The organism is Myroides guanonis (assembly GCF_900114085.1).
GTDB lineage: Bacteria > Bacteroidota > Bacteroidia > Flavobacteriales > Flavobacteriaceae > Flavobacterium > Flavobacterium guanonis.
Window position 1 is genome coordinate 74,173 of the sequence record NZ_FORU01000006.1, and the last position, 23,137, is coordinate 97,309.

The 23,137-nt window shown below is 32.4% G+C and carries 26 protein-coding genes, 1 tRNA gene and 1 other RNA gene; 16 read left to right on the top strand and 12 right to left on the bottom strand.

Translation table 11 applies throughout. The annotated features are described in order from the left end of the window. The first annotated feature begins 80 nt into the window (after window positions 1–80). Window positions 81–3,056, top strand: a complete 2,976-nt coding sequence (gene secDF, locus BM024_RS06785) for a protein translocase subunit SecDF (RefSeq protein ID WP_090678707.1) — start codon at window positions 81–83, stop codon at window positions 3,054–3,056. Window positions 3,057–3,415: 359 nt separating this feature from the next. Here the strand turns inward: secDF and BM024_RS06790 are convergent, their stop codons facing one another. From BM024_RS06790 to murQ, 4 genes are read right to left on the bottom strand one after another with little or no spacing between them, the layout of a single operon-like run. Beyond that, the gene (locus BM024_RS06790; protein WP_090678708.1) at window positions 3,416–4,195 is read right to left on the bottom strand and encodes a TerC family protein; all 780 of its coding nucleotides are present in this window, start codon (window positions 4,193–4,195) and stop codon (window positions 3,416–3,418) included. A 16-nt stretch (window positions 4,196–4,211) separates the two neighbouring features. Beyond that, window positions 4,212–4,592, bottom strand: a complete 381-nt coding sequence (locus tag BM024_RS06795) for a DNA topoisomerase IV (protein WP_090678709.1) — start codon at window positions 4,590–4,592, stop codon at window positions 4,212–4,214. Between the two features lie 12 nt (window positions 4,593–4,604). Next, window positions 4,605–4,829, bottom strand: coding sequence for a DUF6095 family protein (locus tag BM024_RS13810; protein ID WP_090678710.1), 225 nt, complete (start codon window positions 4,827–4,829; stop codon window positions 4,605–4,607). Next, on the bottom strand, window positions 4,816–5,649 hold the full coding sequence (gene murQ, locus BM024_RS06805) for an N-acetylmuramic acid 6-phosphate etherase (protein ID WP_090678711.1): 834 nt from the start codon (window positions 5,647–5,649) through the stop codon (window positions 4,816–4,818). Before murQ ends, BM024_RS13810 begins: the two co-directional genes overlap by 14 nt. A gap of 109 nt (window positions 5,650–5,758) precedes the next feature. On the opposite strand from murQ, the gene rnpB reads away from it, so the two are divergent. Next, an RNA gene (gene rnpB, locus BM024_RS06810) (RNase P RNA component class A) lies at window positions 5,759–6,072 on the top strand. Here the strand turns inward: rnpB and BM024_RS06815 are convergent. Together BM024_RS06815 and BM024_RS06820 are read right to left on the bottom strand one after the other, a co-directional pair. Beyond that, window positions 6,070–6,651, bottom strand: coding sequence for an RsmD family RNA methyltransferase (locus tag BM024_RS06815; protein WP_090678712.1), 582 nt, complete (start codon window positions 6,649–6,651; stop codon window positions 6,070–6,072). The genes rnpB and BM024_RS06815 overlap by 3 nt on opposite strands. Continuing rightward, window positions 6,648–7,442 (bottom strand): DUF3822 family protein, encoded by a 795-nt coding sequence (locus tag BM024_RS06820; protein ID WP_090678713.1) that lies wholly within the window; start codon window positions 7,440–7,442, stop codon window positions 6,648–6,650. Before BM024_RS06820 ends, BM024_RS06815 begins: the two co-directional genes overlap by 4 nt. A gap of 112 nt (window positions 7,443–7,554) precedes the next feature. On the opposite strand from BM024_RS06820, the gene BM024_RS06825 reads away from it, so the two are divergent. Together BM024_RS06825 and kdsB are read left to right on the top strand one after the other, a co-directional pair. Continuing rightward, window positions 7,555–8,979 (top strand): ATP-dependent DNA helicase, encoded by a 1,425-nt coding sequence (locus BM024_RS06825; protein WP_090678784.1) that lies wholly within the window; start codon window positions 7,555–7,557, stop codon window positions 8,977–8,979. A 17-nt stretch (window positions 8,980–8,996) separates the two neighbouring features. Next, window positions 8,997–9,731: a 3-deoxy-manno-octulosonate cytidylyltransferase gene (gene kdsB / locus BM024_RS06830; protein ID WP_090678714.1), complete on the top strand. Its 735-nt coding sequence runs from the start codon at window positions 8,997–8,999 to the stop codon at window positions 9,729–9,731. A 40-nt stretch (window positions 9,732–9,771) separates the two neighbouring features. On the opposite strand, the gene BM024_RS06835 is transcribed toward kdsB, so the two are convergent. Both BM024_RS06835 and BM024_RS06845 read right to left on the bottom strand, forming a co-directional pair. After that, window positions 9,772–10,791, bottom strand: coding sequence for an SRPBCC family protein (locus BM024_RS06835; protein WP_143077734.1), 1,020 nt, complete (start codon window positions 10,789–10,791; stop codon window positions 9,772–9,774). 362 nt (window positions 10,792–11,153) lie between these two features. Beyond that, a complete protein-coding gene (locus tag BM024_RS06845) occupies window positions 11,154–12,227 on the bottom strand; it encodes a branched-chain amino acid aminotransferase (protein WP_090678717.1) in 1,074 nt (357 codons plus the stop codon). A 262-nt stretch (window positions 12,228–12,489) separates the two neighbouring features. On the opposite strand from BM024_RS06845, the gene BM024_RS06850 reads away from it, so the two are divergent. From BM024_RS06850 to BM024_RS06865, 4 genes are all read left to right on the top strand, one after another. Beyond that, window positions 12,490–12,987 (top strand): DUF4920 domain-containing protein, encoded by a 498-nt coding sequence (locus BM024_RS06850; protein ID WP_090678718.1) that lies wholly within the window; start codon window positions 12,490–12,492, stop codon window positions 12,985–12,987. Then, window positions 12,984–13,418 (top strand): hypothetical protein, encoded by a 435-nt coding sequence (locus BM024_RS06855; RefSeq protein WP_090678719.1) that lies wholly within the window; start codon window positions 12,984–12,986, stop codon window positions 13,416–13,418. The genes BM024_RS06850 and BM024_RS06855 overlap by 4 nt, the downstream gene beginning before the upstream one ends. A gap of 2 nt (window positions 13,419–13,420) precedes the next feature. Further along, window positions 13,421–14,083 (top strand): tRNA (5-methylaminomethyl-2-thiouridine)(34)-methyltransferase MnmC2, encoded by a 663-nt coding sequence (gene mnmD / locus BM024_RS06860; protein WP_090678720.1) that lies wholly within the window; start codon window positions 13,421–13,423, stop codon window positions 14,081–14,083. Between the two features lie 126 nt (window positions 14,084–14,209). After that, the gene (locus BM024_RS06865) at window positions 14,210–14,410 is read left to right on the top strand and encodes a hypothetical protein (RefSeq protein WP_090678721.1); all 201 of its coding nucleotides are present in this window, start codon (window positions 14,210–14,212) and stop codon (window positions 14,408–14,410) included. Between the two features lie 222 nt (window positions 14,411–14,632). On the opposite strand, the gene BM024_RS13705 is transcribed toward BM024_RS06865, so the two are convergent. After that, window positions 14,633–14,785: a hypothetical protein gene (locus BM024_RS13705; RefSeq protein WP_177190179.1), complete on the bottom strand. Its 153-nt coding sequence runs from the start codon at window positions 14,783–14,785 to the stop codon at window positions 14,633–14,635. Between the two features lie 269 nt (window positions 14,786–15,054). On the opposite strand from BM024_RS13705, the gene BM024_RS06870 reads away from it, so the two are divergent. Then, window positions 15,055–15,127, top strand: a tRNA-Lys gene (locus tag BM024_RS06870). Window positions 15,128–15,225: 98 nt separating this feature from the next. Here BM024_RS06870 and BM024_RS06875 read toward each other — a convergent pair. Beyond that, a complete protein-coding gene (locus BM024_RS06875; protein ID WP_090678722.1) occupies window positions 15,226–16,203 on the bottom strand; it encodes a GlxA family transcriptional regulator in 978 nt (325 codons plus the stop codon). A gap of 140 nt (window positions 16,204–16,343) precedes the next feature. On the opposite strand from BM024_RS06875, the gene BM024_RS06880 reads away from it, so the two are divergent. The 5 genes from BM024_RS06880 (at window position 16,344) to BM024_RS06900 (ending at window position 18,575) form a co-directional block, all read left to right on the top strand. Further along, window positions 16,344–16,766 carry an SRPBCC family protein gene (locus BM024_RS06880; RefSeq protein ID WP_090678723.1) on the top strand — a complete coding sequence of 141 codons (423 nt, stop codon included), beginning with the start codon at window positions 16,344–16,346 and terminating at the stop codon, window positions 16,764–16,766. 38 nt (window positions 16,767–16,804) lie between these two features. Beyond that, window positions 16,805–17,185 (top strand): DoxX family protein, encoded by a 381-nt coding sequence (locus tag BM024_RS06885; protein ID WP_090678724.1) that lies wholly within the window; start codon window positions 16,805–16,807, stop codon window positions 17,183–17,185. Beyond that, window positions 17,172–17,543, top strand: a complete 372-nt coding sequence (locus tag BM024_RS06890) for an iron chaperone (RefSeq protein ID WP_090678725.1) — start codon at window positions 17,172–17,174, stop codon at window positions 17,541–17,543. Before BM024_RS06885 ends, BM024_RS06890 begins: the two co-directional genes overlap by 14 nt. Then, a complete protein-coding gene (locus BM024_RS06895) occupies window positions 17,543–17,968 on the top strand; it encodes a VOC family protein (RefSeq protein WP_090678726.1) in 426 nt (141 codons plus the stop codon). The genes BM024_RS06890 and BM024_RS06895 overlap by 1 nt, the downstream gene beginning before the upstream one ends. 112 nt (window positions 17,969–18,080) lie before the next feature. Further along, window positions 18,081–18,575, top strand: a complete 495-nt coding sequence (locus BM024_RS06900; RefSeq protein ID WP_090678727.1) for an SRPBCC family protein — start codon at window positions 18,081–18,083, stop codon at window positions 18,573–18,575. A gap of 490 nt (window positions 18,576–19,065) precedes the next feature. On the opposite strand, the gene BM024_RS06905 is transcribed toward BM024_RS06900, so the two are convergent. Together BM024_RS06905 and BM024_RS06910 are read right to left on the bottom strand one after the other, a co-directional pair. Continuing rightward, window positions 19,066–19,584: a DUF4252 domain-containing protein gene (locus BM024_RS06905; protein ID WP_090678728.1), complete on the bottom strand. Its 519-nt coding sequence runs from the start codon at window positions 19,582–19,584 to the stop codon at window positions 19,066–19,068. Between the two features lie 135 nt (window positions 19,585–19,719). After that, complete coding sequence (locus BM024_RS06910) at window positions 19,720–20,742, bottom strand: YncE family protein (RefSeq protein ID WP_090678729.1); 1,023 nt, start codon at window positions 20,740–20,742, stop codon at window positions 19,720–19,722. A 234-nt stretch (window positions 20,743–20,976) separates the two neighbouring features. Between BM024_RS06910 and BM024_RS06915 the strand changes: the two genes are divergently transcribed. Together BM024_RS06915 and BM024_RS06920 are read left to right on the top strand one after the other, a co-directional pair. Then, on the top strand, window positions 20,977–22,110 hold the full coding sequence (locus BM024_RS06915; protein ID WP_090678730.1) for an ABC transporter substrate-binding protein: 1,134 nt from the start codon (window positions 20,977–20,979) through the stop codon (window positions 22,108–22,110). A 3-nt stretch (window positions 22,111–22,113) separates the two neighbouring features. Beyond that, entirely contained in the window at window positions 22,114–23,127 is a 1,014-nt protein-coding gene (locus BM024_RS06920; protein ID WP_177190180.1) for an iron ABC transporter permease, read from the top strand. The last annotated feature ends 10 nt before the right edge of the window (window positions 23,128–23,137 follow it).

A 23,137-nucleotide genomic window follows, 5' to 3' on the forward strand; every position in this document is an offset into this window, starting at 1 on the left:
TTTAAATTAATTGGTTAATCATTGTGTATATCATATATTTGCTCGTTTTAAAAAATTAAAAACATTAATTATTAGTAATAATGCAGAATAAAGGACTCGTTAAATTTTTTGCAATAATTTTTGCATTGGTAAGTATTTACCAACTATCATTCACCTTTGTTACCAGTCATTACGAGAAGAAAGCTAAGGAATTTGCACAAGGCGATTCTGAAAAAGAATTGCTTTATCTTGATTCGATTGGTAATCAAACCGTTTTTCTTGGCGAAACCTTCAATGAAGTTAGAGCGAAGCAGATCAACAAAGGGCTTGATTTAGAAGGGGGTATTAATGTTACCTTACAGATTTCAATTAAAGATATTTTAAAAAGCTTAGCAAACAATTCAAAAAATGCTGTTTTTAACAAAGCATTAGCCGAAGCTGAAAAAAATAGAGAAGGAAATCAGACGTATTTGAACGCATTTTACGATGCTTTTGAAAAAGAATCAAAAGGAACTATTAAGTTAGCTTCTCCTGAGATTTTTGCAAATAGAAACTTATCAGAAGTTACTATTGAAATGAGTGATAGTAAAGTAAAATCTATCCTAAATCAACAAGTTAAAGAGTCAATTGAAAGTGCTTATAAAGTTCTTAGAGAGCGTATCGATAAATTTGGAGTAAGTCAACCGAATATTCAAATGGTTGGTGATTCTGGACGTATTTTGGTTGAATTACCTGGTGCGAAAGATGTTGATAGAATTAAAAACTTATTGCAGTCTACAGCACAATTAGAATTCTGGGAAACTTATAAAGTTGATGAGATTGGTAATTTCTTATTAGCAGCTAATCAAGCTTTAAAGAGTACTGAGAATGTAAAGACAGAAGAAGCTGTAAAAGATACTACTGCAGCTGCTCAAACAGACGTTGATAAATTGTTGACTGGTGTTTCTGCTGATACTACAAAAACTGCAGAGGTGAATCCTTTGTTAGATTTATTTGTAATGGGTGGACAACAAGGTAGTCCTATCTTAGGTTTCTTTAATGTTAAAGACACTGCTCAAGTAAATTCTTATCTTAAAAGAGCTGATATCCGTAATTTATTGCCAGCTGACCAAAAGTATGCTCGTTTTGCTTGGGGTAAACCAAGTAAAAAGACTCCTGATATGGTTGAGCTTTATGCTTTAAAAACAAACAGAGATGGTGTTCCTCCAATGAGTGGAAGTGTAATTACTGCTGCACAGGATGAATTTGACCAATTCGGTAAGCCTACTGTGGCTATGACGATGAATTCAAAAGGAGCTAAAACTTGGGAAGAATTAACTGGTAAAGCATATACTGAAAACTCTAACATTGCTATAGTTTTAGATAATATTGTATATTCTGCTCCTGGTGTAACTACTGGTCCTATTTCTGGTGGTAGATCTGTTATTTCAGGTGACTTTACAGTTTCTGATACAAAAGACTTAGCTAATATTTTGAAAGCTGGTAAACTTCCTGCTTCTGCTGATATAGTGCAATCTGAAATTGTTGGTCCTTCTTTAGGTCAACAAGCTATTGACGCTGGTATGCTTTCTGCTGTTGCTGGTTTAATCATCGTTGCATTATGGATGGTGTTTTATTACGGTAGAGCTGGATGGTATGCTAATATTGCTTTGTTATTAAACTTATTGTTCTTATTCGGTATTTTAGCTAGTTTGGGTGCTGTTTTAACACTTCCTGGTATAGCTGGTATCGTATTAACAATGGGTACAGCAGTTGATGCGAATATTCTTATTTACGAGAGGGCTAAAGAGTGTGTTCGTAAGGGTATGTCGTTGAGTGATTCTGTTAAGGCATCTTACGGATGGCACGGTGCTATGAGACCTATTGTGGATGCAAACGTTACACATATTTTAACTGGATTGATTTTATTCATGTTCGGTACTGGAGCTATTAAAGGTTTTGCTACTACTTTATTGATTGGTATTGTTACGTCGTTATTTACTTCTATTTTTATCGCTAGAATGTTTTTAGATAGAGATATTATTAAAGGTAAGGTTTTGGCTTTCTCTACATCAATTACTAAAAATTGGTTTACAAACTTCAACTTCGATTTCTTGAAAATGAAAAAAGTTACATACTCTATATCTGCGTTAATCGTAATTGTGAGCTGTATTTCATTTGCTGTAAACGGATTGGATCAAGGTACTGATTTCGTGGGTGGACGTACGTTCCAAGTAAAATTCGACAAAGAGGTTAATGCTACTCAGATTTCTGATGAGTTAGGTGAGATCTTTGGTGTTAACGTTGAAGCGAAAGTTTTTGGTAATAAAAACCAATTAAAAATTACTACTAAATATAAAGTAGAAGAAGAAGGTGCTGCGGTTGATCAAGAAGTAAATGAATTATTGTATAAAGGGTTGAAACCGCATTTAGGAGCTCAAACTTATGAAGAGTTTGTAAATGCAACTGAAGGAAAAGACACTGGAATTATTCAAGCTTCTAAGATTGGACCAAGTGTTGCTAAGGATGTTAAGACTAATGCATATTGGGCTGTTATCGGTTCTATGGCTTTAATCTTTATTTATTTAGTTATCTCTTTTAGAAAATGGCAGTACTCTTTAGGGGCTATCGTTTCTGTTGCGCATGATGTTATCTTTGTTTTAGGTTTGTATTCATTGCTTTACAAATTCATGCCTTTCCACATGGAAATTGATCAACATTTTATTGCTGCGATTTTAACTGTTATTGGTTATTCTATGAATGATACGGTTATTGTATTTGATAGGGTACGTGAGTTTATTCTTGGTAAAACAAAAGGTGATTTTAATCAAATCGTTAATGATTCGGTTAATACTACTTTATCAAGAACAATCAATACTTCTCTTACTTTAATTATGGTATTGTTGATTATGTTCATCTTTGGTGGGGATTCAATTAGAGGATTTATCTTTGCTATGTTAGTGGGAGTTGTTGTTGGAACATATTCTTCACTATTCTTAGCTACTCCGGTATTAGTAGATACTATGCCTAGAAAAGATAAAGAAGAAATTGAAAGACGTCACTTAGAGGATGATGAAGAGAATGAAGTTATAGCGTAAGCTGTTTATATATAATGCTAAAAAGGCGTTCTATCTGGTATAGAGCGCCTTTTTTGTTTAAAGTGTATTGAAGTATTCTTTTGATAGTCTGGGGTTTTATTAGGTAGAGATGTTTGTATATAATTGTTAAACATCAATGTCAAGGCTATCAATTGTATTTTTAGGGTATAGTAAGAGAGGAGATATATGTTTGTTATTCTTTGTTGTTTTTTTGCGTATCCGACTTTGAATGATAACTTCTTCGTGTTTTTAGACTACAGTATGAAAACAATGTATTTAGTTATTGTTCATTTTGTATATAAAGTAAAAGCCCTTTTGAATGTTCAAAAGGGCTTTTATTCTTAAATGTATAAGTTCTGTTATTGTCTTTTTCTGATTTTCATGTTTATGAATTCTACTATTAACGAGAACAGGATGGCAAAGTATAAATAACCTTTTGGAACCGCTCCAATCTCTTGTCCTGCTAATACTGCATTGGAAAGGTGCATACTTTCAGTGGTTAACATGAATCCAATTAATATTAAGAACGACAGTGCTAGAATTTGTATTGAAGGATTTTTGTTTACAAAATTCCCTACTGGTATTGCAAACAACATCATGATTAGTACAGAGATAATTACTGCTGCTATCATTATGTATAAAGCACCTTCCAGTCCATTTGTCATTCCGACTGCTGTTAAAATACTATCTATAGAAAAAATGATGTCAATCATAAGTATCTGAAACAATATATTTCCAAAGGATTTATAAGCAATCTTTTTTGAGTTTGGTGCTTGTTCTTCTATATGGCCTACATGGGCTACTTTTTCATGTATCTCTTTTGTAGACTTGTAGATTAGAAAAATCCCTCCTACTAAGAGAATCATCGATTGTCCATTAAAGTCGGCGCTAAACCACTTCCAATCAATGCTAAACCAAGTGTTTTTCATGGCGATTAGCCAAGTTACTCCAAATAATAATGCGATACGCATAAACATAGCTAAGAGCAATCCTATCTTAGTAGCTCTTTTCCGCTTCTCTTCTGGAAGTTTTCCTGTTACAATGGATATAAAAATGACGTTGTCAATTCCCAATACGATTTCTAAAAACGTTAGGGTTAAAAATGCTACAATAGCATCTGCAGTTAGGAATACTTCCATATAGTTCAATGTTTGATTATTCGGATATTTTCTCGATTACACCTCGTTCTCGTCTGCTGTCTCCTACTAAACCATACTCAAACGTATAGGTGTTATCTTTTGTTGTTAGGATACGCATATTTACGGCTTTTTCTTCTGCCATGTTTTTCGGGTGTAGTTTTTTTAATATATATTCACAATCATTTACCCAACGAATACTTGATGTGTCAACTTTTCCTTCGTATGTTTCAATTTCGATGTCATCCATGCGTGTGAAAGTGGAAGTTTTGATCTCTCCGTCTATCTCAATTTCAAATTTAAATGTTCCAGTTTTAAAATCAGCACAGTTTCTCTCCTGTTGATAGCATGATGTTAAAAATGGAATTAATGTAGCGAAGTAGAAAATACGTTTTATCATTTTTGTTTTTTGTTATTTACCGAATAGTGATTTCATTATAGTTTGGATTCCTCTGAAAAATAAAAACATGGATGTTATACAACATAGTATGCCCAATCCGAGCACTGCGTAGTATAAAGGATGATTTTGATTTTTGAAAGAACTATAAATAATAATAGGACCTGCGAACATTAATGGGAGTGCAATAGCTAAGTATTTTACTCCATTAAATAATATGTTTCTATTAGTTTTTTGCATTATTATTGTTTTTATAGTGTTCTATTGCTTTGCGAACTTGTTTGTGTTCTAATAGTAGGTTGTTTGCTTCTTCTATACTGATTTGTAGTTCATCCATAAGCATTTGAGCACCGCGTTGTATTAGTTTTGTGTTAGTCATCTTCATGTCTACCATGCGATTGCCTTTTATTCTACCTAGTTGTATCATGCTGGCAGTGGTAATCATATTGAGAACAAGCTTTTGAGCAGTTCCTGCTTTCATGCGGGAACTTCCTGTAATAAACTCCGGGCCTACTATTAATTCTATTGGGAAATTAGCCGTTTGGCTTAAAGGACTGTTTGGATTACAGCTAATGCTTGCCGTTTGGATTCCATTTTCTACGCATTTTTTTAATGCATTAACTACATAAGGAGTTGTTCCTGAAGCGGCAATTCCAATTACAATGTCTGAGACTCCTATTTGATATTCTAATAAATCTAGCCAACCTTGTTCTGTGTTGTCTTCTGCGTTTTCAACTGCATTCCTAATAGCGGTGTCTCCACCTGCTATTATTCCGATTACCATATTTGAATCAACACCAAATGTAGGTGGACATTCAGATGCATCTAAAATGCCTAGACGACCAGAGGTACCTGCTCCTATATAGAATAATCTACCTCCTTTTTTTAGTCTTTCAACTACTTTCTTAACTACTTCTTCAATTTGAGGAAGGGCTTTTTCAACGGCTAAAGGCACAGTTTTGTCTTCTTGATTAATAGAAGTTAAAACTGTCTCTAAAGACATTTTTTCTAAATCATTGTAATTTGATGCCTGCTCCGTAATCTTTATAAAACTGGACATGTAGTTCATTTAGGATTTCAAACAAATTTACATCTTTTTCTGCTATTCAGAAATATTCTTTTTTTAGAAAAAAATGTATGTCGTATAGAAGAAAGCAGTACTTTTGTGGCAAGCAGACTGCCTTATCGCTAGTTCAGTTTTGAATTAGAGGAAAGTCCGGACACCAAAGAGTAGCATAGTGGGTAACGCCCATCCGTGGTTCGCCATGAGGACAAGTGCAACAGAAAGTATGTACAGGTAATGCTGTAGTGAAACCAGGTAAACTCTATGCGGTGAAATGTCATGTATATTTAGCGTTTGAGGGCTACTCGCTCGATGCTTTAGGGGTAGGCAGATTGAGCCATCGAGTAATTGATGGCCTAGATAAATGATAAGGGTGTTCTTCGGAACATACAGAATCCGGCTTATAAGTCTGCTTTTTTATTCTTCTTCACCAATTGATTCTTCTTCTTGTTCTTCTTCGTTGTTGAATTCAAAGAAAGAAAAGACAGATCCACCATAACTCTTTTCGAATGAAAAGTTTGTTAGGTGATGTAATTTGGTGAATTTAGAGTGTTCTAAAATGAACATTCCTTCTTCATCTAATAGATTTCTTTCAAAAATTATTCTTACAATTTCTTCGAATTGTTCTAAAGTAAAATCATACGGAGGATCCGCAAATATGATGTCATAGGATGTTTGATGTTTTTCCAAAAACGCAATAACATCTGATTTATAGGCATTAATTTCTAAATCAAATTCTTTTGCGGTTTTTTTGATGTAGTTAACACATCCCATGTCTCCATCTACACTGTTTATTAGAGTTGCACCTCGTGAACCAAATTCATAACTCACACTTCCAGTTCCTGCGAATAAATCTAGTACTTGGAGTTCGTTTAGGTTAAAGTGATTGTTTAATATATTAAACAATGCTTCTTTGCACATGTCCGAAGTTGGTCGTACTGGTAATTTTTTAGGTGGATTGAGTCTTCTTCCTTTTAATTTTCCTGAAATGATTCTCATATATTTAGTAAGATAAAATGTTCTTTTTTGGCGTTTTCAGATTCTATATTATTAGAAAGAAACGCTTTTGATTCTTTAATTTCAATATTTCTGATGTATTCATAGGCAATCTTGAAACGATTGTCGCTTTTATTGATTGTTCCAAACAGAATTAGTTGATGTTCATCTGGGTTTAATTGTAATTGTTCGTAGGTGAACAATAAATAGTAGATGAAGTCTTCAGGTGTTTGATATGAATATGTATTGAATAATTGTAGTTTGGAGTTTTTTGCTACAACTATTTCAAAATGGTTATCTTGAATGTGTGTATAAACTCTTGTTGTTGACTGGTTCTTATTGAAATCTAATACTTGATTTATTAAAGGGGTATGAAGGTGATGGTAATGAAATGCGCCGAATTTGTCTATTAGGAAATTGTTTATATTCATAAATGGGACGTAAACATTGTTCATTTCAAAACTGTCTAAATTGTCAAATGAAAAAAAGTCTGTTGAAAACACTTTTGTAGTAAATTGTAAATAGGTGCCTAAGGCATTTTCATCGAAAATAGCTTGGGGTACGAATGTGTTCAGTCGGCTGTCATGAAAAACTAGAATATCGTCATAACTCTGCCTTAGCTCTTCATATTTGCTAAAAACTTCTTCTAACTGTTGCTCTATTGCTTCTTGGTTTGATAGCTTTATTTGTTGATATGAGGTAATTTCATTAGATAGCTGACTTTTAACTAAAAAAGTAAATTGACTAAGTGAAACTTGAATTAATAATTGTGTGTAGTTTTTTGAAGTAATCATATTTTTCAAAACATATCAGTTATGCAAATCTACATATTTTAGATGAGAAATGGACGGCTCCATTGAAAAGCTTAGTATCTTTGGACTGTATGTTAATAAGGATATTTAAATGATGTTGATGAAGGAGTTTTATACTTTGCTTAAAAATAAATTTCCATTTGAAACAACGCTGAAGCAAGATATTTTTTTACAGAAGATTGCACAGTTTGTTACAAATAATTCGGAAGATGAGATTTTTGTTTTGAAAGGGTATGCGGGAACGGGTAAGACAACTTTGCTTTCTACAGTTGTGAATGAACTGCACCATGTTGATAGACGTTTTGTGATGTTAGCACCTACTGGTCGTGCAGCAAAAGTTATTTCTAATTATTCCAGTAAGTCTGCTTTTACTATTCATAAGTATATTTATTATCCAAAGAGTAGTGCTGGAGGTGGTATGCAGTTCTCTATGAAAGCAAACAAGGCTAAGAATACCGTTTTTATAGTTGATGAGGCTTCTATGATTTCTGATTCTAATTCAGAAGCAAATCTCTATCCACATGGATCGCTTTTGGATGATTTGATATATTTTGTGTATTCCGGTAAAAATTGTAAGCTTATTTTGATGGGGGATACGGCTCAGTTGCCTCCTGTTCATATGGATGTTAGTCCTGCTTTACATATTGACACTTTGAGCTTGAATTATCAAATGGAGGTTTCTCATATCGAATTGGATGAAGTGATGAGGCAAGAAGAGGATTCGGGAATTCTTTATAATGCTACGGAGCTTAGAAGTATGTTGGATTCTTATTTTTTCGATGCTTTTGCTTTTTACTTGAAAGGGTTTAAAGATATAGTTCGATTGGTTGATGGTTATGATATTCAAGATGCAATTTTTGATGCTTACTCCAATCTTGGGCCTGAAGAAACAGCATTTATTGTTCGATCAAATAAAAGGGCTAATCAATACAATCAACAAATTAGAACAAGAATTCTCGATAAGGAAAGTGAATTGTCTCCTGGTGATTACTTGATGGTGGTTAAGAATAATTATTATTGGTTGAAGGATTCGACAATTACAGATTTTGTAGCTAACGGTGATATTATAGAAGTTTTGGAAATCTATAAGATTCAGGAATTGTATTCGTTTAGATTTGCTTCGGTCAGAGCTCGTATGATTGATTATCCTCAAATGGTTCCATTTGATACTATCGTTATGCTAGATACTCTAACTTCTGAATCTCCTGCATTAACTTATGATGAATCTAATAGGTTGTATCAAGAGGTTATGCTCGATTATAGTGAAGAGACATCGCAATTTAGAAAATTACAGAAAGTTAAGGCTAATGAGTATTTTAATGCTTTACAGGTGAAATTCTCTTATGCTATTACGTGTCATAAATCTCAAGGAGGGCAGTGGGATACGGTTTTTATTGAACAACCTTATCTACCTGATGGTATTTCAAAAGAGTATATTAGATGGCTTTATACCGCTATGACTCGTGCGAAAAATAAATTATATTTGATAGGGTTTCCTGATGATTATTTTGAAGAATAAATAAAAGATATATATATATGAGAATAATAGCTGTAATTCCTGCTCGTTACTCTTCTACTCGCTTTCCTGCTAAATTAATGCAAGACCTTGGAGGGAAAACTGTGATTACTCAAACGTATGAGGCAACAGTTGCAACTCATTTGTTTGATGATGTTTTTGTTGTTACTGATTCTGATCTTATTTATGATGAGATTTATAAAAATGGAGGTAAAGTAGTACGTAGTATTAAAGACCATGAAAGTGGTAGTGATCGTATTGCAGAAGCAGTGCAAAATATCGATGCTGACATTGTTATTAATGTTCAAGGTGATGAGCCTTTTGTAAATAAAAGCAATTTAGAGAAATTGATTGCTATTTTTAAAGAGGATATGAATACCGAGGTTGATGTTGCTTCGCTCATGACGCCTATAGTTAATTGGGCGGATATTGAGAACCCTAATAATGTTAAAGTTGTAGTCGATGAAATGAATATGGCACTTTATTTTTCGCGCTCAGTTATTCCTTATAAGAGAGACTCTAATGTAGATGTGGTATATTATCAGCATATTGGAATTTATGCTTTTAGGAAAAAGGCTTTGATGGAGTTTTCGACTTTGTCTATGAAGTTTTTAGAGGCAGCAGAGAAATTAGAACAATTACGTTATTTAGAGTATGGGAAGAGGATTAAAATGGCTGTGACTGAGGAGTTAGGTGTTGGTATAGATACCGAAGAAGATTTAAAAAGAGCTCGTTTACTTTGGGAAACTAGATAATTATAAAAAAAGCTTGATATGTAACTATCAAGCTTTTTTGTTATTGTAAATCCTCATTTACTTTTTGCTCTATTGTTTCAGAGGTAGTAGGAGTGATGATTGGAATGTATATTTCAGTCTTCCATTCAGCCGGGTTACTACTGTCTAAGATACTATTCGTTAAACGTAATAACTTCATATGTTGTTTATCTTCTTGAATTTTAGATTTTGCAAAAGAATCTTCCGTTTCTTTTAATGCTTTCGATAAATGTGTATAATGCCCATTAGAGATGGTTTTGAAAGTTAACGGGGTTGTTATTGAGTCCAAGAGAACAAAGTCATCTGGATTGAGATATATGTTTTTATTGATTGGAAGGGCTAATCTATATTTAATGGTGTCTTTCGTTGTTAAAGAATTAAATAATAAAATAGGTTTCAAATCTGCTGCGATTTTGTAGTCTGTGACAAATGACTTTAGTTTTGGGTATTGTTTTTGAATATCCTTTTCTAAAGTGTTTATTGTGGAGCTTTGGTTTAAATATATGTAGATTATTTTATTGAATTCAGTAGGTCCTAGTGTTTCAAGTTCTGTAAAGGTGTATTGATGTTTAATAACAGTAGAAAGTCTGCTTAGGTCTTTTTCTATTGAACGGGTTACCGTTTGTGTTGGACTACCATCCCAAAAGCGTTTAATTTTGGATTGGAAATCTATAATTCCTTCAATTTGAAAGTTTATCTCTGTCTTATTTCCTTCGCTTTTAAATGTCCATTTTAGCTTGACAGGATTTTTTGTAAGTAAGGTTTGTGTAAGACTGTCGTTTTGGTAACTTTTGTTATTCTGAATTTCTGAATAAGGAAAGCCATTAAGTTGAATTTCAATAATGGAATCATTTAGTTTACGACTTTCTGTCCATTCAGACCAATTTTTGGTATTCTGTATGTAATTAAATACGTTTTCTTTAGGTGCTTCTACTATAAAAGTTTTAGAAACATTGAATTTTCCATCTTGAGTCAATATGAAAACGACTAATGATACTAATGTTAGCAGAAAAAGTAGCGCGAAATATTTTAATATTTTCATAGGGTTCACCGCTTAAAGAAAAATATTTTAATTTTTCAGAAATCCTTTTAAGATGAATAAAAGACCAATAAAGGATAGAAAAGCTATTAATACCCAATAATTTCCCTTATAATAGGTTTTGTGTAATTTAATATCTTTTCTGTAAACATATATCATGACAGCTACGAAGGCTACAATGAAGCATATTGCAAAATTTATTTGTCCTGAAGAAAGCATAATTCTTTTTTTACAAAATTAGTCGAAATACTGTTCATAACAACACTATTTTGAAAAATATAACCCATGCACATACATGATTGATTTGTATAAAAAAAGGGTACTGTTATAGAACAATACCCTTTTTAAAGTAAGTTTTTTAAAACTTATATTTTTTCAGTCCAATTGAATGTATCTTCAATAGCTTTTGTCTGAATTCCTTGAAGTGTTTCTTTTAACATTACTGCATACGAATCTTCATCTGCTATTTCTGGTAATTGGTGGTATTCGTCTTGGTATGCGAATCCTTCAATCTGACCAATTGTTACTGCTGTACCCGCTCCGAATATTTCTTTCAATTCACCTTTCTTAATAGCTTCTAATAAGTCATTAACAACAATTGATTTTACTTGAACGTCTAATCCTTTGCTTTTTGCAATATCTAATAAACTTTTTCTTGTAACACCATCTAAGATTCTTTCACTTGTTGGAGCGGTAATCAATGTGTCGTTAATTCTAAAGAATACGTTCATTGTTCCAGCTTCTTCAAGTTTAGTGTGAGTAGCATCATCTGTCCAAATTACTTGTTGGTAACCTGCTTCCTGAGCTAATTTAGTTGGGTAGAATTGTCCAGCGTAGTTTCCTGAACATTTAGTGTATCCAACACCTCCATTTGCAGCACGACTGTAGTGTTCTGCAATTTGAACTTTTACTTTACCTGAATAGTAAGTACGTGCTGGTGAGAGGATGATACAGAACATAAATTCAGATGATGGTCCTGCGACAACTCCTGGGTGCGTTCCAATCATGAAAGGACGGATATATAAAGCATTACCTTTACCTTTTTGTACCCAGTCTCTATCTAGTTGTAAAAGTGTTTTCAAACCATCTACGAAACGAGTTTCATCTATTTGTGGCATTGCTAAACGCTCTGCAGATTTATTAAAACGTTCCCAGTTTTCACGTGGACGGAATAACCAAACATCGTCGTTATCGTCTTTGTATGCTTTCATTCCTTCAAAGATTGCTTGTCCGTAGTGGAAAACATTTGATGAAGGTTCGAATTGCATTGGTCCGTAAGGTTTAATCTCAACTTGTCCCCATGCTCCATCTTTATAATGGCAAACCAACATATGGTCAGAGAAAACGGTACCAAACTTTACGTTTTCAAAATCAATTGAATCAATTTTAGATTTTTCGGTTTTTTGAATCGAGAAATCGTTGATTGTTTGTAGACTCATTATATAAATATTTTTAAATGTTGTAGTTACTTCTTTAAATTGATAAGTCGTATTCTGTGAATTGCTTATCGTTACAAATTTAGCAAAAAAATATGCATATAGGTTGATTTGATTGAAGACTTTTTATCTAGAAGACTTTAAAAATGTTTAATTGAGAAATTAATTGAATTAAAGGTGATTGCAAATAAAATCGATTTTAATTTAACTTTTTATTTGTGTATAATTTTGCTGTACTTTTGAGTTTTACTTAATAGATGTATTTATGATAAAGTATTTTAGTGTGTTATTTCTATTTGGAATAGCTATGGTATCATGTAAAAAGGACAATAAGGTTGTAGAAATCACAAAGAAGATGGAGAATTTCGAGTTCTTTGGTGATTCTATTTCTAGTGATCGAGTTCTAAGTAGTTCGGAGATGTTAGATTTTTATAATAACCTAAAGACCGGAGATACTGTTTCAGTTGCTTTTGAATCAGTTATAAAGGAGGTTTGTCAGCGTAAAGGATGCTGGATGAATGTTGGTTTGAATGATTCTGTTTCGAGTTTCGTGCGTTTTACTGACTATGCATTTTTCGTTCCGATGAATGCGGCTAATCAGAAGGTAATCATGGAAGGAAAGGCTTTTGTAGATGTTGTTTCAGTAGATGAATTGAGGCATTTTGCAGAAGATGCTGGAAAATCATCTGAAGAAATCGCAGAAATTACCGAACCTAAAATTACCTTTGCTTTTAAAGCAGACGGTGTTGCTATTGAAAAATGAGAAATAGTTTAATATTACTTATTCTTCTTACATCTCTATTTTCTTGTATAACTAAAAATGAAAAAATTGAGGTTGTTGAGGAAGAGAAAGTTTTTGTCACTTACGAACTTTCTCCTATGGCTTCTTTGATGGAGCGTATGTATGCGGAAAGTTTATTAATGAAAGGACATATAGTTGAAAAGAACACAAATGTTGTGGTCTCAACTGATTTTATAAAAGAGCTTGAATTTGCTGCTTTAACGGTACCTAGTGATAAGGATGCTTTTTTCGAAATACAAATGAAAGAGTTTGTAGATTTATATACTTCGCTAGAATCTCAAGAAGTGATTAAGAAGGAGAGTTATAATGCTATGATTCAATCCTGCTTGTCATGTCATCAAGTGAAATGCACGGGACCTATAGAAAGAATTAAAAAATTAATAATTAAATAGTTTTGAAAAGAACAGTCATTACAACCTCTGATGGGTCTAGTACTTTAAAAGTAGAGGATTGGGGAGAAACCTATCATTCTGTCCATGGGGCTATTCAAGAGGCTCTACATGTTTATATTAAGAATGGTTTTGAAAGAATTAATAAAGAAGAGTGTAGAATCTTAGAAATGGGTTTTGGTACAGGCTTAAATACCTTGTTGACTTTTATTAATGCAAAGTCACTTGGAAGAAAGGTTGTTTATCATGGAGTAGAAGGTTTTCCATTAAATAAATATGAAGTGGAAGGGTTGAATTATACTTCTGATGGAGATATGCGTGATTTTGAGAAGGTTTTTGAGTCTTTGCATAGTTCAGAGTGGGAGAGAGAAATTGGTTTAACTGAATTTTTTAGTTTAAAGAAGATAGAGTCTAAATTTGAGAGTTTATCGTTAAATCAGGAATATGATTTAATCTATTTTGATGTTTTTGGATATCCTTATCAACCTGAATTGTGGTCTGAAGCGATCTTTGAAAAAATGTATGGTGCTTTGAATGAAAATGGTTTATTGGTTACTTACGCTTGTCGTGGTGTTATTAAAAATGCAATGAAGAAGGTTGGCTTTGAAATAGAGGTGTGTCCAGGGCCTCCTGGTAAGCGTGAAATGTTATTAGCGTGGAAGAGATAATGCAATAGAATTTGGTTGTTTTTGCTTATTTGCTAAAATGTTCTTAAATTTCTTGAATACTGTGGTTTGTTTCTATAAACTTGTTATATTTACAAGAGTTAACAATCTATAAAAAGTATATGTGATATGAAGACAAGACATATGTTTGATTATGCAAAAACAGTTTTAGAGAGTGTAAGTTTTGATCCTAAGTTATTCTATAAGGAATTAGAGAAAGCAATAGGTTCTCTTTTACCTTATGATATGGAGCAACTTGTTCAATGGTTGGATTCATTTGTACAAGGAAAACCTGAACTACGAGATTGTTTAGTATTAATTGATAAGTAATATGTAAGGCACTTAAAGTGTATATGAAGCCGAGACAGATAAATGTCTTGGCTTTTTTATTTTAAGCGGTATTGATAATAATAATAGTTTGATTATTCAATAAATCGTCATTTTGATGTTTTTAGAAAACTTCTAGTTTAGTCAAATGTTTTATAGGATATCATTGAAACTATAAGTTTTGGATGATTATTTATGTCTAGGTTGATTACTGATTTAGACTTCTTATTTAGTGTTTTCTGGGCCATCTTTATCTTCTTTGCTACCAGTCATAAATAAAAAGATAGATCCAATTAAACCTAAACACACAAAAGCAAAGATAATAATCATTAAAGAACCATTATTAAAATTGTAAAGAGGAAGTGATGTGAGTGTCATATTTTCTAAATTGTATTGATTTAAGAGCAAATTAGAAATTAAATGCTAAAAATAACATGATAATTATCAGGTTAAGAAAAAAAGATTTTTTGTGTTTCGGAAAGGTTTATTTATTGTTAATTAGTTAGTTGTGATTTTTAAATAGAATTGTATTGATTGTTGTTGATTTAAAAGCATTAATTATTTTAAAAATAATTATCGATAAGTTTTGTTTTATGCAAAAAAGCCCTACATTTGCACAGCATTTGAGAAACAAACGCGGTATTAAAGACTCAATAGCTCAGTTGGTAGAGCACAACACTTTTAATGTTGGGGTCCTGGGTTCGAGCCCCAGTTGGGTCACAAAAAAGGTGAAATCTAATCTAGATTTCACCTTTTTTTATTGTTAAAATTAGATAAAATGAATACGGAGTTATCTCAATGTTATTTTTTTTATTGAGCTATGCTTCTCTAGCCACTTTAGCGAATTTATCTTTGTACTCTATTGGAGTAAGTCCTGTGATTTTTTTAAAAATACCTCTAAATGATTTTGTATCTGTATAGCCAACATGAAACATTGTTTCTGATATACTCATTTTTGAATTTTCAAAAGATAGTTTTGCAGCCTCTATCCTTACTCTTTGAATATAACCTATTGGTGTATTGTTGGTAGCTGTTTTAAATCGTCTTTCAAAAGTTCTACGGCTAGTGTTTATTAAGCTTGCTAGTATTTCAATTGTTATTTTATCAAAATAATGCTTTTCAATATAATCTTGAACTATCTTGATATCTGTATCTCCATGTGTTTTTTGACCTCTGAAAATAGCGAATTGAGATTGGTTGTTTCTTCCGATGTCTAATGCAAAATGCTTTGCAATCATTATGGCTATTTCTCTGTCAGCGAATTTCTCAATTAAATATAGTATTAAGTTCCAAAGACTACTTGCGCCTCCACTGCTGTATATGTTATCATACTCTGTTATTATAGTGCCATCTTCTACTTCTATATTAGGATATTTTTCTTTAAATTCCTCAATATGTGCCCAATGTGTAGAACATTTCTTGCCATTAAGTAAACCTGTTTCTGCTAATAAAAATGCACCCACGCACAAACTTGCTAGATAGGAACCTTTTTGATATAGTTGTTTTAGATATGGAATTGCCTCTGCATTGATATGTAGGCCTTTTGTGATATCTCCAAATGCTGGAGGTATAAATAATAAATCTGTAGAGGTTACGTTTTTTAATAAACGATCAGTTTTAATAATATATTCTCCATTATTAGCGGGTACATATTCGTGTAAACCTAAATATTCGACTTCGAATATAGGTTTTTTACCCGTGGCTATTAAAAATTCATTGGCTGTTTTAAAACTTCGAAAAGGTGGCGTAATAGCTTCAATTACGCCATATTCTGGTACAAAGATTGAAATTCGCATAAATATCGATTTGGTTTTATAAAAGTATAAAATAGTTTGTCATAATTACCCCCTCATAATGTCACTTTTTGAAATTGAAACCTTTATAAGCTTTTGTAATTTTGAAAGAATGAGAATTAGTTAATTAAAAATGAAGTGTTATGGAACAAAAAGAGAGAATAACAGTAGAGGTACAAGTAAATGCTCCTGTGGAGCAAGTTTGGAAATATTGGAATACGCCAAATGATATTATACAATGGAATTCAGCGGATCCTAGCTGGCATAGTCCAAGTAGTGAGAATGATTTAAGGGTAGGAGGTAAGTTTAAGCATAGAATGGAAGCAAAAGACGGTAGTTTTGGTTTTGATTTTGAGGGTGTGTACGATAAAATAATACCGAATAGAGAAATTACTTATACGATGGGTGATGGAAGGCGATCTACTACTTTGTTTACGGAGAAAGAAGGTGTTACTCATGTTGAAACAACTTTTGATGCTGAGTCGGAGAATCCAGTAGAATTTCAAAAACAAGGTTGGCAAGCTATCTTAAATAGTTTTGTTAGATATGCAGAAGCTAGTAAGTAATAAGGTAGAGTATCTATTTTTAAAATAAAGAAAAAAATATGAAAAAGAATAAAATAACTTTTTGGGTAGCAACAACTATATTGATACTCTTTGAAGGGGTAATGCCACTTGGGACACTTTTATTTGCGCCTGAGTATGCAACTGCTGGTACAGAGCCTTTGGGGTATCCAAATTATTTTGCGTATGCTTTGATTATCTGTAAAGCACTTGGTGTTTTTGCCATTTCTTATAATAAAATACCTGGTAAGTTGAAGGAATGGGCTTATGCGGGTTTGTCGTTTAATTTGATTTTTGCGTTTATTAGCCATACATGTGTAGATAAACATATAGGAAATATGATTCTACCTCTTGTAGTGTTGGTTATACTTTGGGTTTCCTATAGTAACAACGATAGAATTCATAGTTATGGCGAAAACTAATTTTCAAACGATTGATGAGTATCATACAATGTTTCGTGGAGATACTCTAAAAAGGATGGAATCGATAAGAAAGATTATTCACGAAGAAGTTCCTGAAGTTGAGGAATGTATAAGTTATCAGATACCGTGTTTTAAATTTTTTGGATATTTGATTTACTACAGTGCGTTTTCTAATCATATTTCTTTATCAACTCCTTATAGTGACGCTTTTTGGGAACACTTTAAGTTTGAGCTAGATGGGTATAAGACTAGTAAGTCTGTTATTCAATTTCCAAATGCCCAGCCACTTCCGAAGGAATTAATTAGAAAAATCATCGTTTATAGAAAGAGCGAGAACGAAACTAAGAAGAAAAAATAATGAAAGAAAAAATACATCCATGTTTATGGTTTGATGGTCAAGCCAAAGCAGCAGCAGATTATTATTGTTCTATTTTTCCAAATTCAAGGATAATCACGGATTCAGCAATTGTGGTGAACTTTGAGCTTAATGGTGAATATTTTATGGCTTTGAATGGTGGTAAGGAGTTTAAATTTAACGAGGCGGTTTCTTTTGTGATACCTTGTAAAGATCAAGAAGAGATTGATTATTACTGGAATAATCTCATTGCTGATGGTGGTGAAGAGGGAAATTGTGGTTGGTGTAAAGATAAGTTTGGTTTGTCTTGGCAAATTGTGCCAACCATTCTTAGTGAATTAATGAAAGATCCTGAAAAATCCCAAGGTGTTTTGCAGGCTTTTTTGAAAATGAAAAAATTTGAAATTGAAAAACTAATTAACGTGTAATGAATATAAGGGGGTTGAAATGTTCTTCTTATTAAATGTTTGATATGATATTTTATCTGAATTTTTAAAGGAATCATTTTTTATCTCTTCTCTTTTAATTAAATATGCAACAATGAAAAATTTTGATTGGACATCATTTACAAAGCGAATTGCTATTAGGTCTTCTCTAGCTGAAATTTATGGAGCTTGGACTACTGGTATTAATTTAGAAAAATGGTTTTTGGAAAGTGTGACTTTTCGTGATAAACAAGGGAAGCTATTTGATCATACTAAATCAGTAGGAAGTGGAATTTCGTATGATTGGTTCTGGTTCCTTGATTCAACTCCAATGCATGGGGAAATTCTCGATGCAAATGGAACAGATTTTATCCAATTTACTTTTGAAGGACCTAGTATAGTTGATGTTAGGTTGAGCGAATTCGAGGATTATGTGATAGTTGAATTGCGTCACCATAGTATACCGCAAGATGATTTTTCAAAGGAGCATATTCGCTTAGGGTGTTCTAATGGATGGGCTTTCTATCTTCATAATCTGAAGTCGATTTATGAAGGAGGAATTGATTTGCGTAATAAAGATGAGAAGCTTGGTGTTATGATTAATAATTAATAATGATAGTAAATCTGTTCTTTTTTATAAAAGTGTTCTGACTACACAAAATGATGGCTTTTATACTCTCTATCGCTCTTTATTACTGAAAACATTGCTCTGGCTAGGAGTTATTATCTTCTTGTTGTTTATCAGATGTCTACAATATAGCTAATGACGAGTTTCTAGAATGTTTATGATCACAAGACTACTATGTTGAAGAAGAAGATTGGGATTCTAAAGCTACGGGATTAGATTGTAGAATATCCACCTGAAATTTATGACTATTCTTATAATTTTATGGGGTAATTGTAAATGGTTTTTTGAGGCTTATTTAGGATAAGCCATAGAGAAAGATATCTTGAGAGTATACAGGCTTTTAAAATAGGGGAGGTTAAGTTTTTGGTTGAGTTTTTTAAGATTCTAAAAGAGTTGAAAGTCGAAAGAATGATAGCACCTCCTAAACTGAATGCCCGATTATATTTAAATATGAATTGTACTCTTTTTATATTTAGTTATTTGGTTTTAGGTGGTACGGAATATTCATTTTCTCTGTAAGAGAGGGGAGTTCATCTATAGAGAATATCCCAGCAATATACATTATTACTATTTTGTTGTTTCCTTTGTTTTGGGAAATAAGTAATAATTGTGTTATGTGCGAACTGTTATCTTGTTCACCAATATATATATCAGATTTTTCAATTTGATTATTAGTTGTATTAAATTCTTTGAGAGCTAGGTTTTTAATAATTGAATTTGATGCAATTAATAGATCTTTACTGCTTTGAATATCTGAGGTAGATAATACTTTTAATAAATCTAGTTTTTTTACTAGCTCATAGTAATCTTTATCTATAGGATTAGATAAATCGATTTTTACACTTGTAATCATCTCAAACATCTTTTTATTAATACTGATGCTTTGAATTTCCTTTTTATCTTCAAGGCCTATGAATTCATTTTGAGCCACAACTTTTGAGGAGAGTGTGACTAGGAAGATTATGAATATATATGTGAAAATATTTTTCATTTGTTATTGTTGTATTTTAAGTAAAAGTACTGTTTTTTTAGAATATAGTATTTGAAAGCTAACTCGATGAGTCGGAGTACTCTTAAAATAAAAAAGTCGCCTTATTAAGGCGACTTTTAAACAATTGTATAATAGTTAGTTTTTATAAAAATGGTTTGTGCTTTTTCCTGTGTCGAAAGAGTTAATCTTTTTCCCCTCCATATTGTACACATCTACGGTACTTGGCTTAACAAAATCTTTCGCGTTTGAAACAAGGAATTGATTGTTTATAACTGCGAAAGCATACATAAATTCAAAACCTCCAGTTCCTTTAACCTTAACTACTGGTACGTCATTTACTTCGGTCGCAGTTGTAGTCCAAGAGTGGATGTTGTTGTTTGATGTATAGTATAATATATTGTTGTCTATTCTAAGGTTTTTAGCATTTGGTACTTTAGTTGTAGTAATTGTTGTGATAATATTGTCTTCAGTCGCATTGATTTTGTAGAAATTAGAGCGATTTTCAATACTGCTAATTGCATAAACAAATCCAGTGTGTGCTATTAATCCTTGAACATTATCGTTTAATTCAATAGACTTGATAACTTCATCGGTTTTACTATCAATAATAGCGATTGAATTTCCAATTCCAAATGCTGCCTTTTGAACGTATAGCTTATTGTTTTGAGCAACTATATTTTCAACTGGACTTCCTAAAGGAATATCTTTAATAAAACTATAGTCAGTAAGGCTGTATACAGAAACTGATTGTGATCCCATGTTGGTTACATATAGTTTTCCATCTGCAAATGCTGTATACCTAGGGCTGTTTAGGTTTTCTGTAATTGTAGCAATATTTATAAAGGAATATCTGTTAACTATTTCTATTTTATTAGAGTTATTAACTACAATGAATGCTTTATCTGTGTCGAAACCGATGCTTTGAGCTACATCACCTAACTTCCTTTCATCATCGTTATAAATGTCGGTTTTTATGTTGTTGTAATCAAAACTTGAAAACCCAATGCTTGCATCATTACCTTGAAATGAACCTTCGTTTACGAATAGTATTCCGTTACTATAGTTGTACTTTGGTTTTTTTCCTTCAAAAGGGTCGTCCGATTTACTGCAAGAAGCAAATATTAAGGAAGATAGTGCTAAGAAAAGTATTTTTTTCATTCTAGTATAAATTTTCTATTGTTATTAGTGTTTTCTTAATGGCTGTTTTTTAATCTTAACATAAATTAAAGAGTAAAACTTTTCCAAAATTAGATGGATTTATCAAAATAACAAGTTTTATTGTTTCTTTTTTGCTTAGAGGGCTTGTATTTTTTGAAAATATATTGCTTTTCAATACTTCTGTGTCAACTTATTTCTTTAGTGAAATAAGTTTACTTTTGTAAAAAATATTTTATGAGACCAAAAATAGTATTTTTATCGGTATGGATACTTTTTATTTTGGGAGTTTCCTGCAAAAATGAAAGTGTTAAACCTGTTCAAGCTTCTGCTGAAAATGAGATAATATATGCAAATGGTTTTTCATTGTTGAATTATGATAGTTTTTCGATTTTAGAAGTAAATAGACCATGGCCAAATGCTGTTAAACCATATAAATATATTCTCGTAGAAAAGGGAAGTGTTATACCTGATTCATTGAAAAGGTTACCTTTAATTACTATTCCAATATCTAATTATATTGTAACCTCTACTACACACATACCCGCTTTGGAGTTATTAAATGAAACTAAAGGGTTAATTGGGTTTCCTGGGTTAGATTTTGTGTCTTCAAAAGTTGTTAGAGAAAGAATTAATCATGGAGAAATTGTTGATATAGGACAGAACGAGCAATTAAATACTGAATTAATTCTAGATATCGAACCAGATGTCGTTATTGCCTTTGGTATGGATGGAGTTAATAGTGCTTTACAGAGTTTGACTAATGCGGGTGTAGATGTAGTTTACAATGGTGATTGGGCAGAGCAAAGCCCTTTAGGTAAAGCAGAATGGATAAAGTTGTTTGGCGCTTTGTTTAATAAGCAAAATCAAGCCACTGAAATTTTTAATAAGATTGTATCTGATTATAATGCTACTTTAGAATCTATTAAGGGGGGAGTCAAAAAACCTACGGTTATGAGTGGTGCAATGTATCAGGACGTATGGTATACACCTCAAGGAGATAGTTGGATGGCTTTGTATTTTAAGGATGCACAAGCTAATTATATTTGGAAAGAATCTAAAGGGACTGGTAGTTTAGCATTGTCATTTGAGGAGGTTTATGAAAAGGCGGAAAATGCCGATTTTTGGATAAATCCTGGGCAATATGAAACATTAGAATCTTTAAAATTGGCCAATCCTCATTATTCACAATTTAACTCTTACAAGAATGCATCTGTTTATTCATTGACGGAGCAAAAAGGAGAAACTGGTGGTGTGTTGTTTTTTGAATTGGGACCTGCTCGTCCTGACTTGGTATTAAAGGATTTAGTTTCTATTTTTCATCCACATTTATTAGTGGATTATACTCCTGTGTTTTATAAAAAATTATAGCAAGTGAAGAGTAGTAAATATGATTTCTTGTGGATCCTTGTACCGTTATTGTTATTAGCAATTTGGGGAAATGTTTCTTTAGGGGCTATTAAGATTCCACAAAAAGAGCTTTTTTTGACTTTTATGAGTGAATCAGATGTAAAGTCTAGTTGGGTTTATATTATTCAGCAATATAGGGTTCCTAAAATGGTAGTATCAATATTGGTTGGTGTTTCTCTGTCTGTAAGTGGTTTGTTGATGCAGACTCTCTTTAGAAATCCGATGGCAGGACCCTACGTTTTAGGTTTGAGTTCTGGAGCTGGTTTAGGAGTCGCTTTAGTATTGTTAGGGAGTTCTCTTCTGCCAATTTACTTACAAGAATTGTTTCAATCAGCATATGCTGTAGTTATTGCTTCTATTATAGGAAGTCTCTTGTTGCTTTTTTCTATTTTATTATTAGCTCGCAGTGTGAGTAATAGTATGACTTTGCTGATTATAGGATTAATGTTTGGTAGTTTTGCAAACTCAATGGTTGCAGTTTTAACCTACTACAGTTCTGCTGAAGAATTGAAACGTTTTACATTTTGGTCGTTGGGTAATCTCGGGAATCTTTCTTGGACATTTATTTTAATTTTTGGAATTGTAACATTTGTAGGAGTTGTATTGAGTATTTGTTCAGTTAAGTCGTTAGACGCATTGATGTTAGGAGAGCGTTATGCTTCTAGTATGGGAATTTCGATTAAAAAGGCGAGAGTTATCATCATCTTAGCTACTGGTATTTTAGCAGGAGTTTGCACGGCGTTTGTAGGTCCGATTGCTTTTGTAGGTTTAGCGGTTCCTCATATTTCTAGATTGCTATTTAAAGTTTCTAATCATAAGGAAATGATAATAGTTTCTTCTTTAATAGGAGCTATCTTAATGCTTTTTTGTGATGCTTTGACGCAATTTCCAGGTCAATCTTTTATTCTACCTATAAATGCTATTACCTCTATATTAGGTGCTCCTTTAGTAATTGGTTTATTGTTGAGGAAAAGATAATTAAGATATT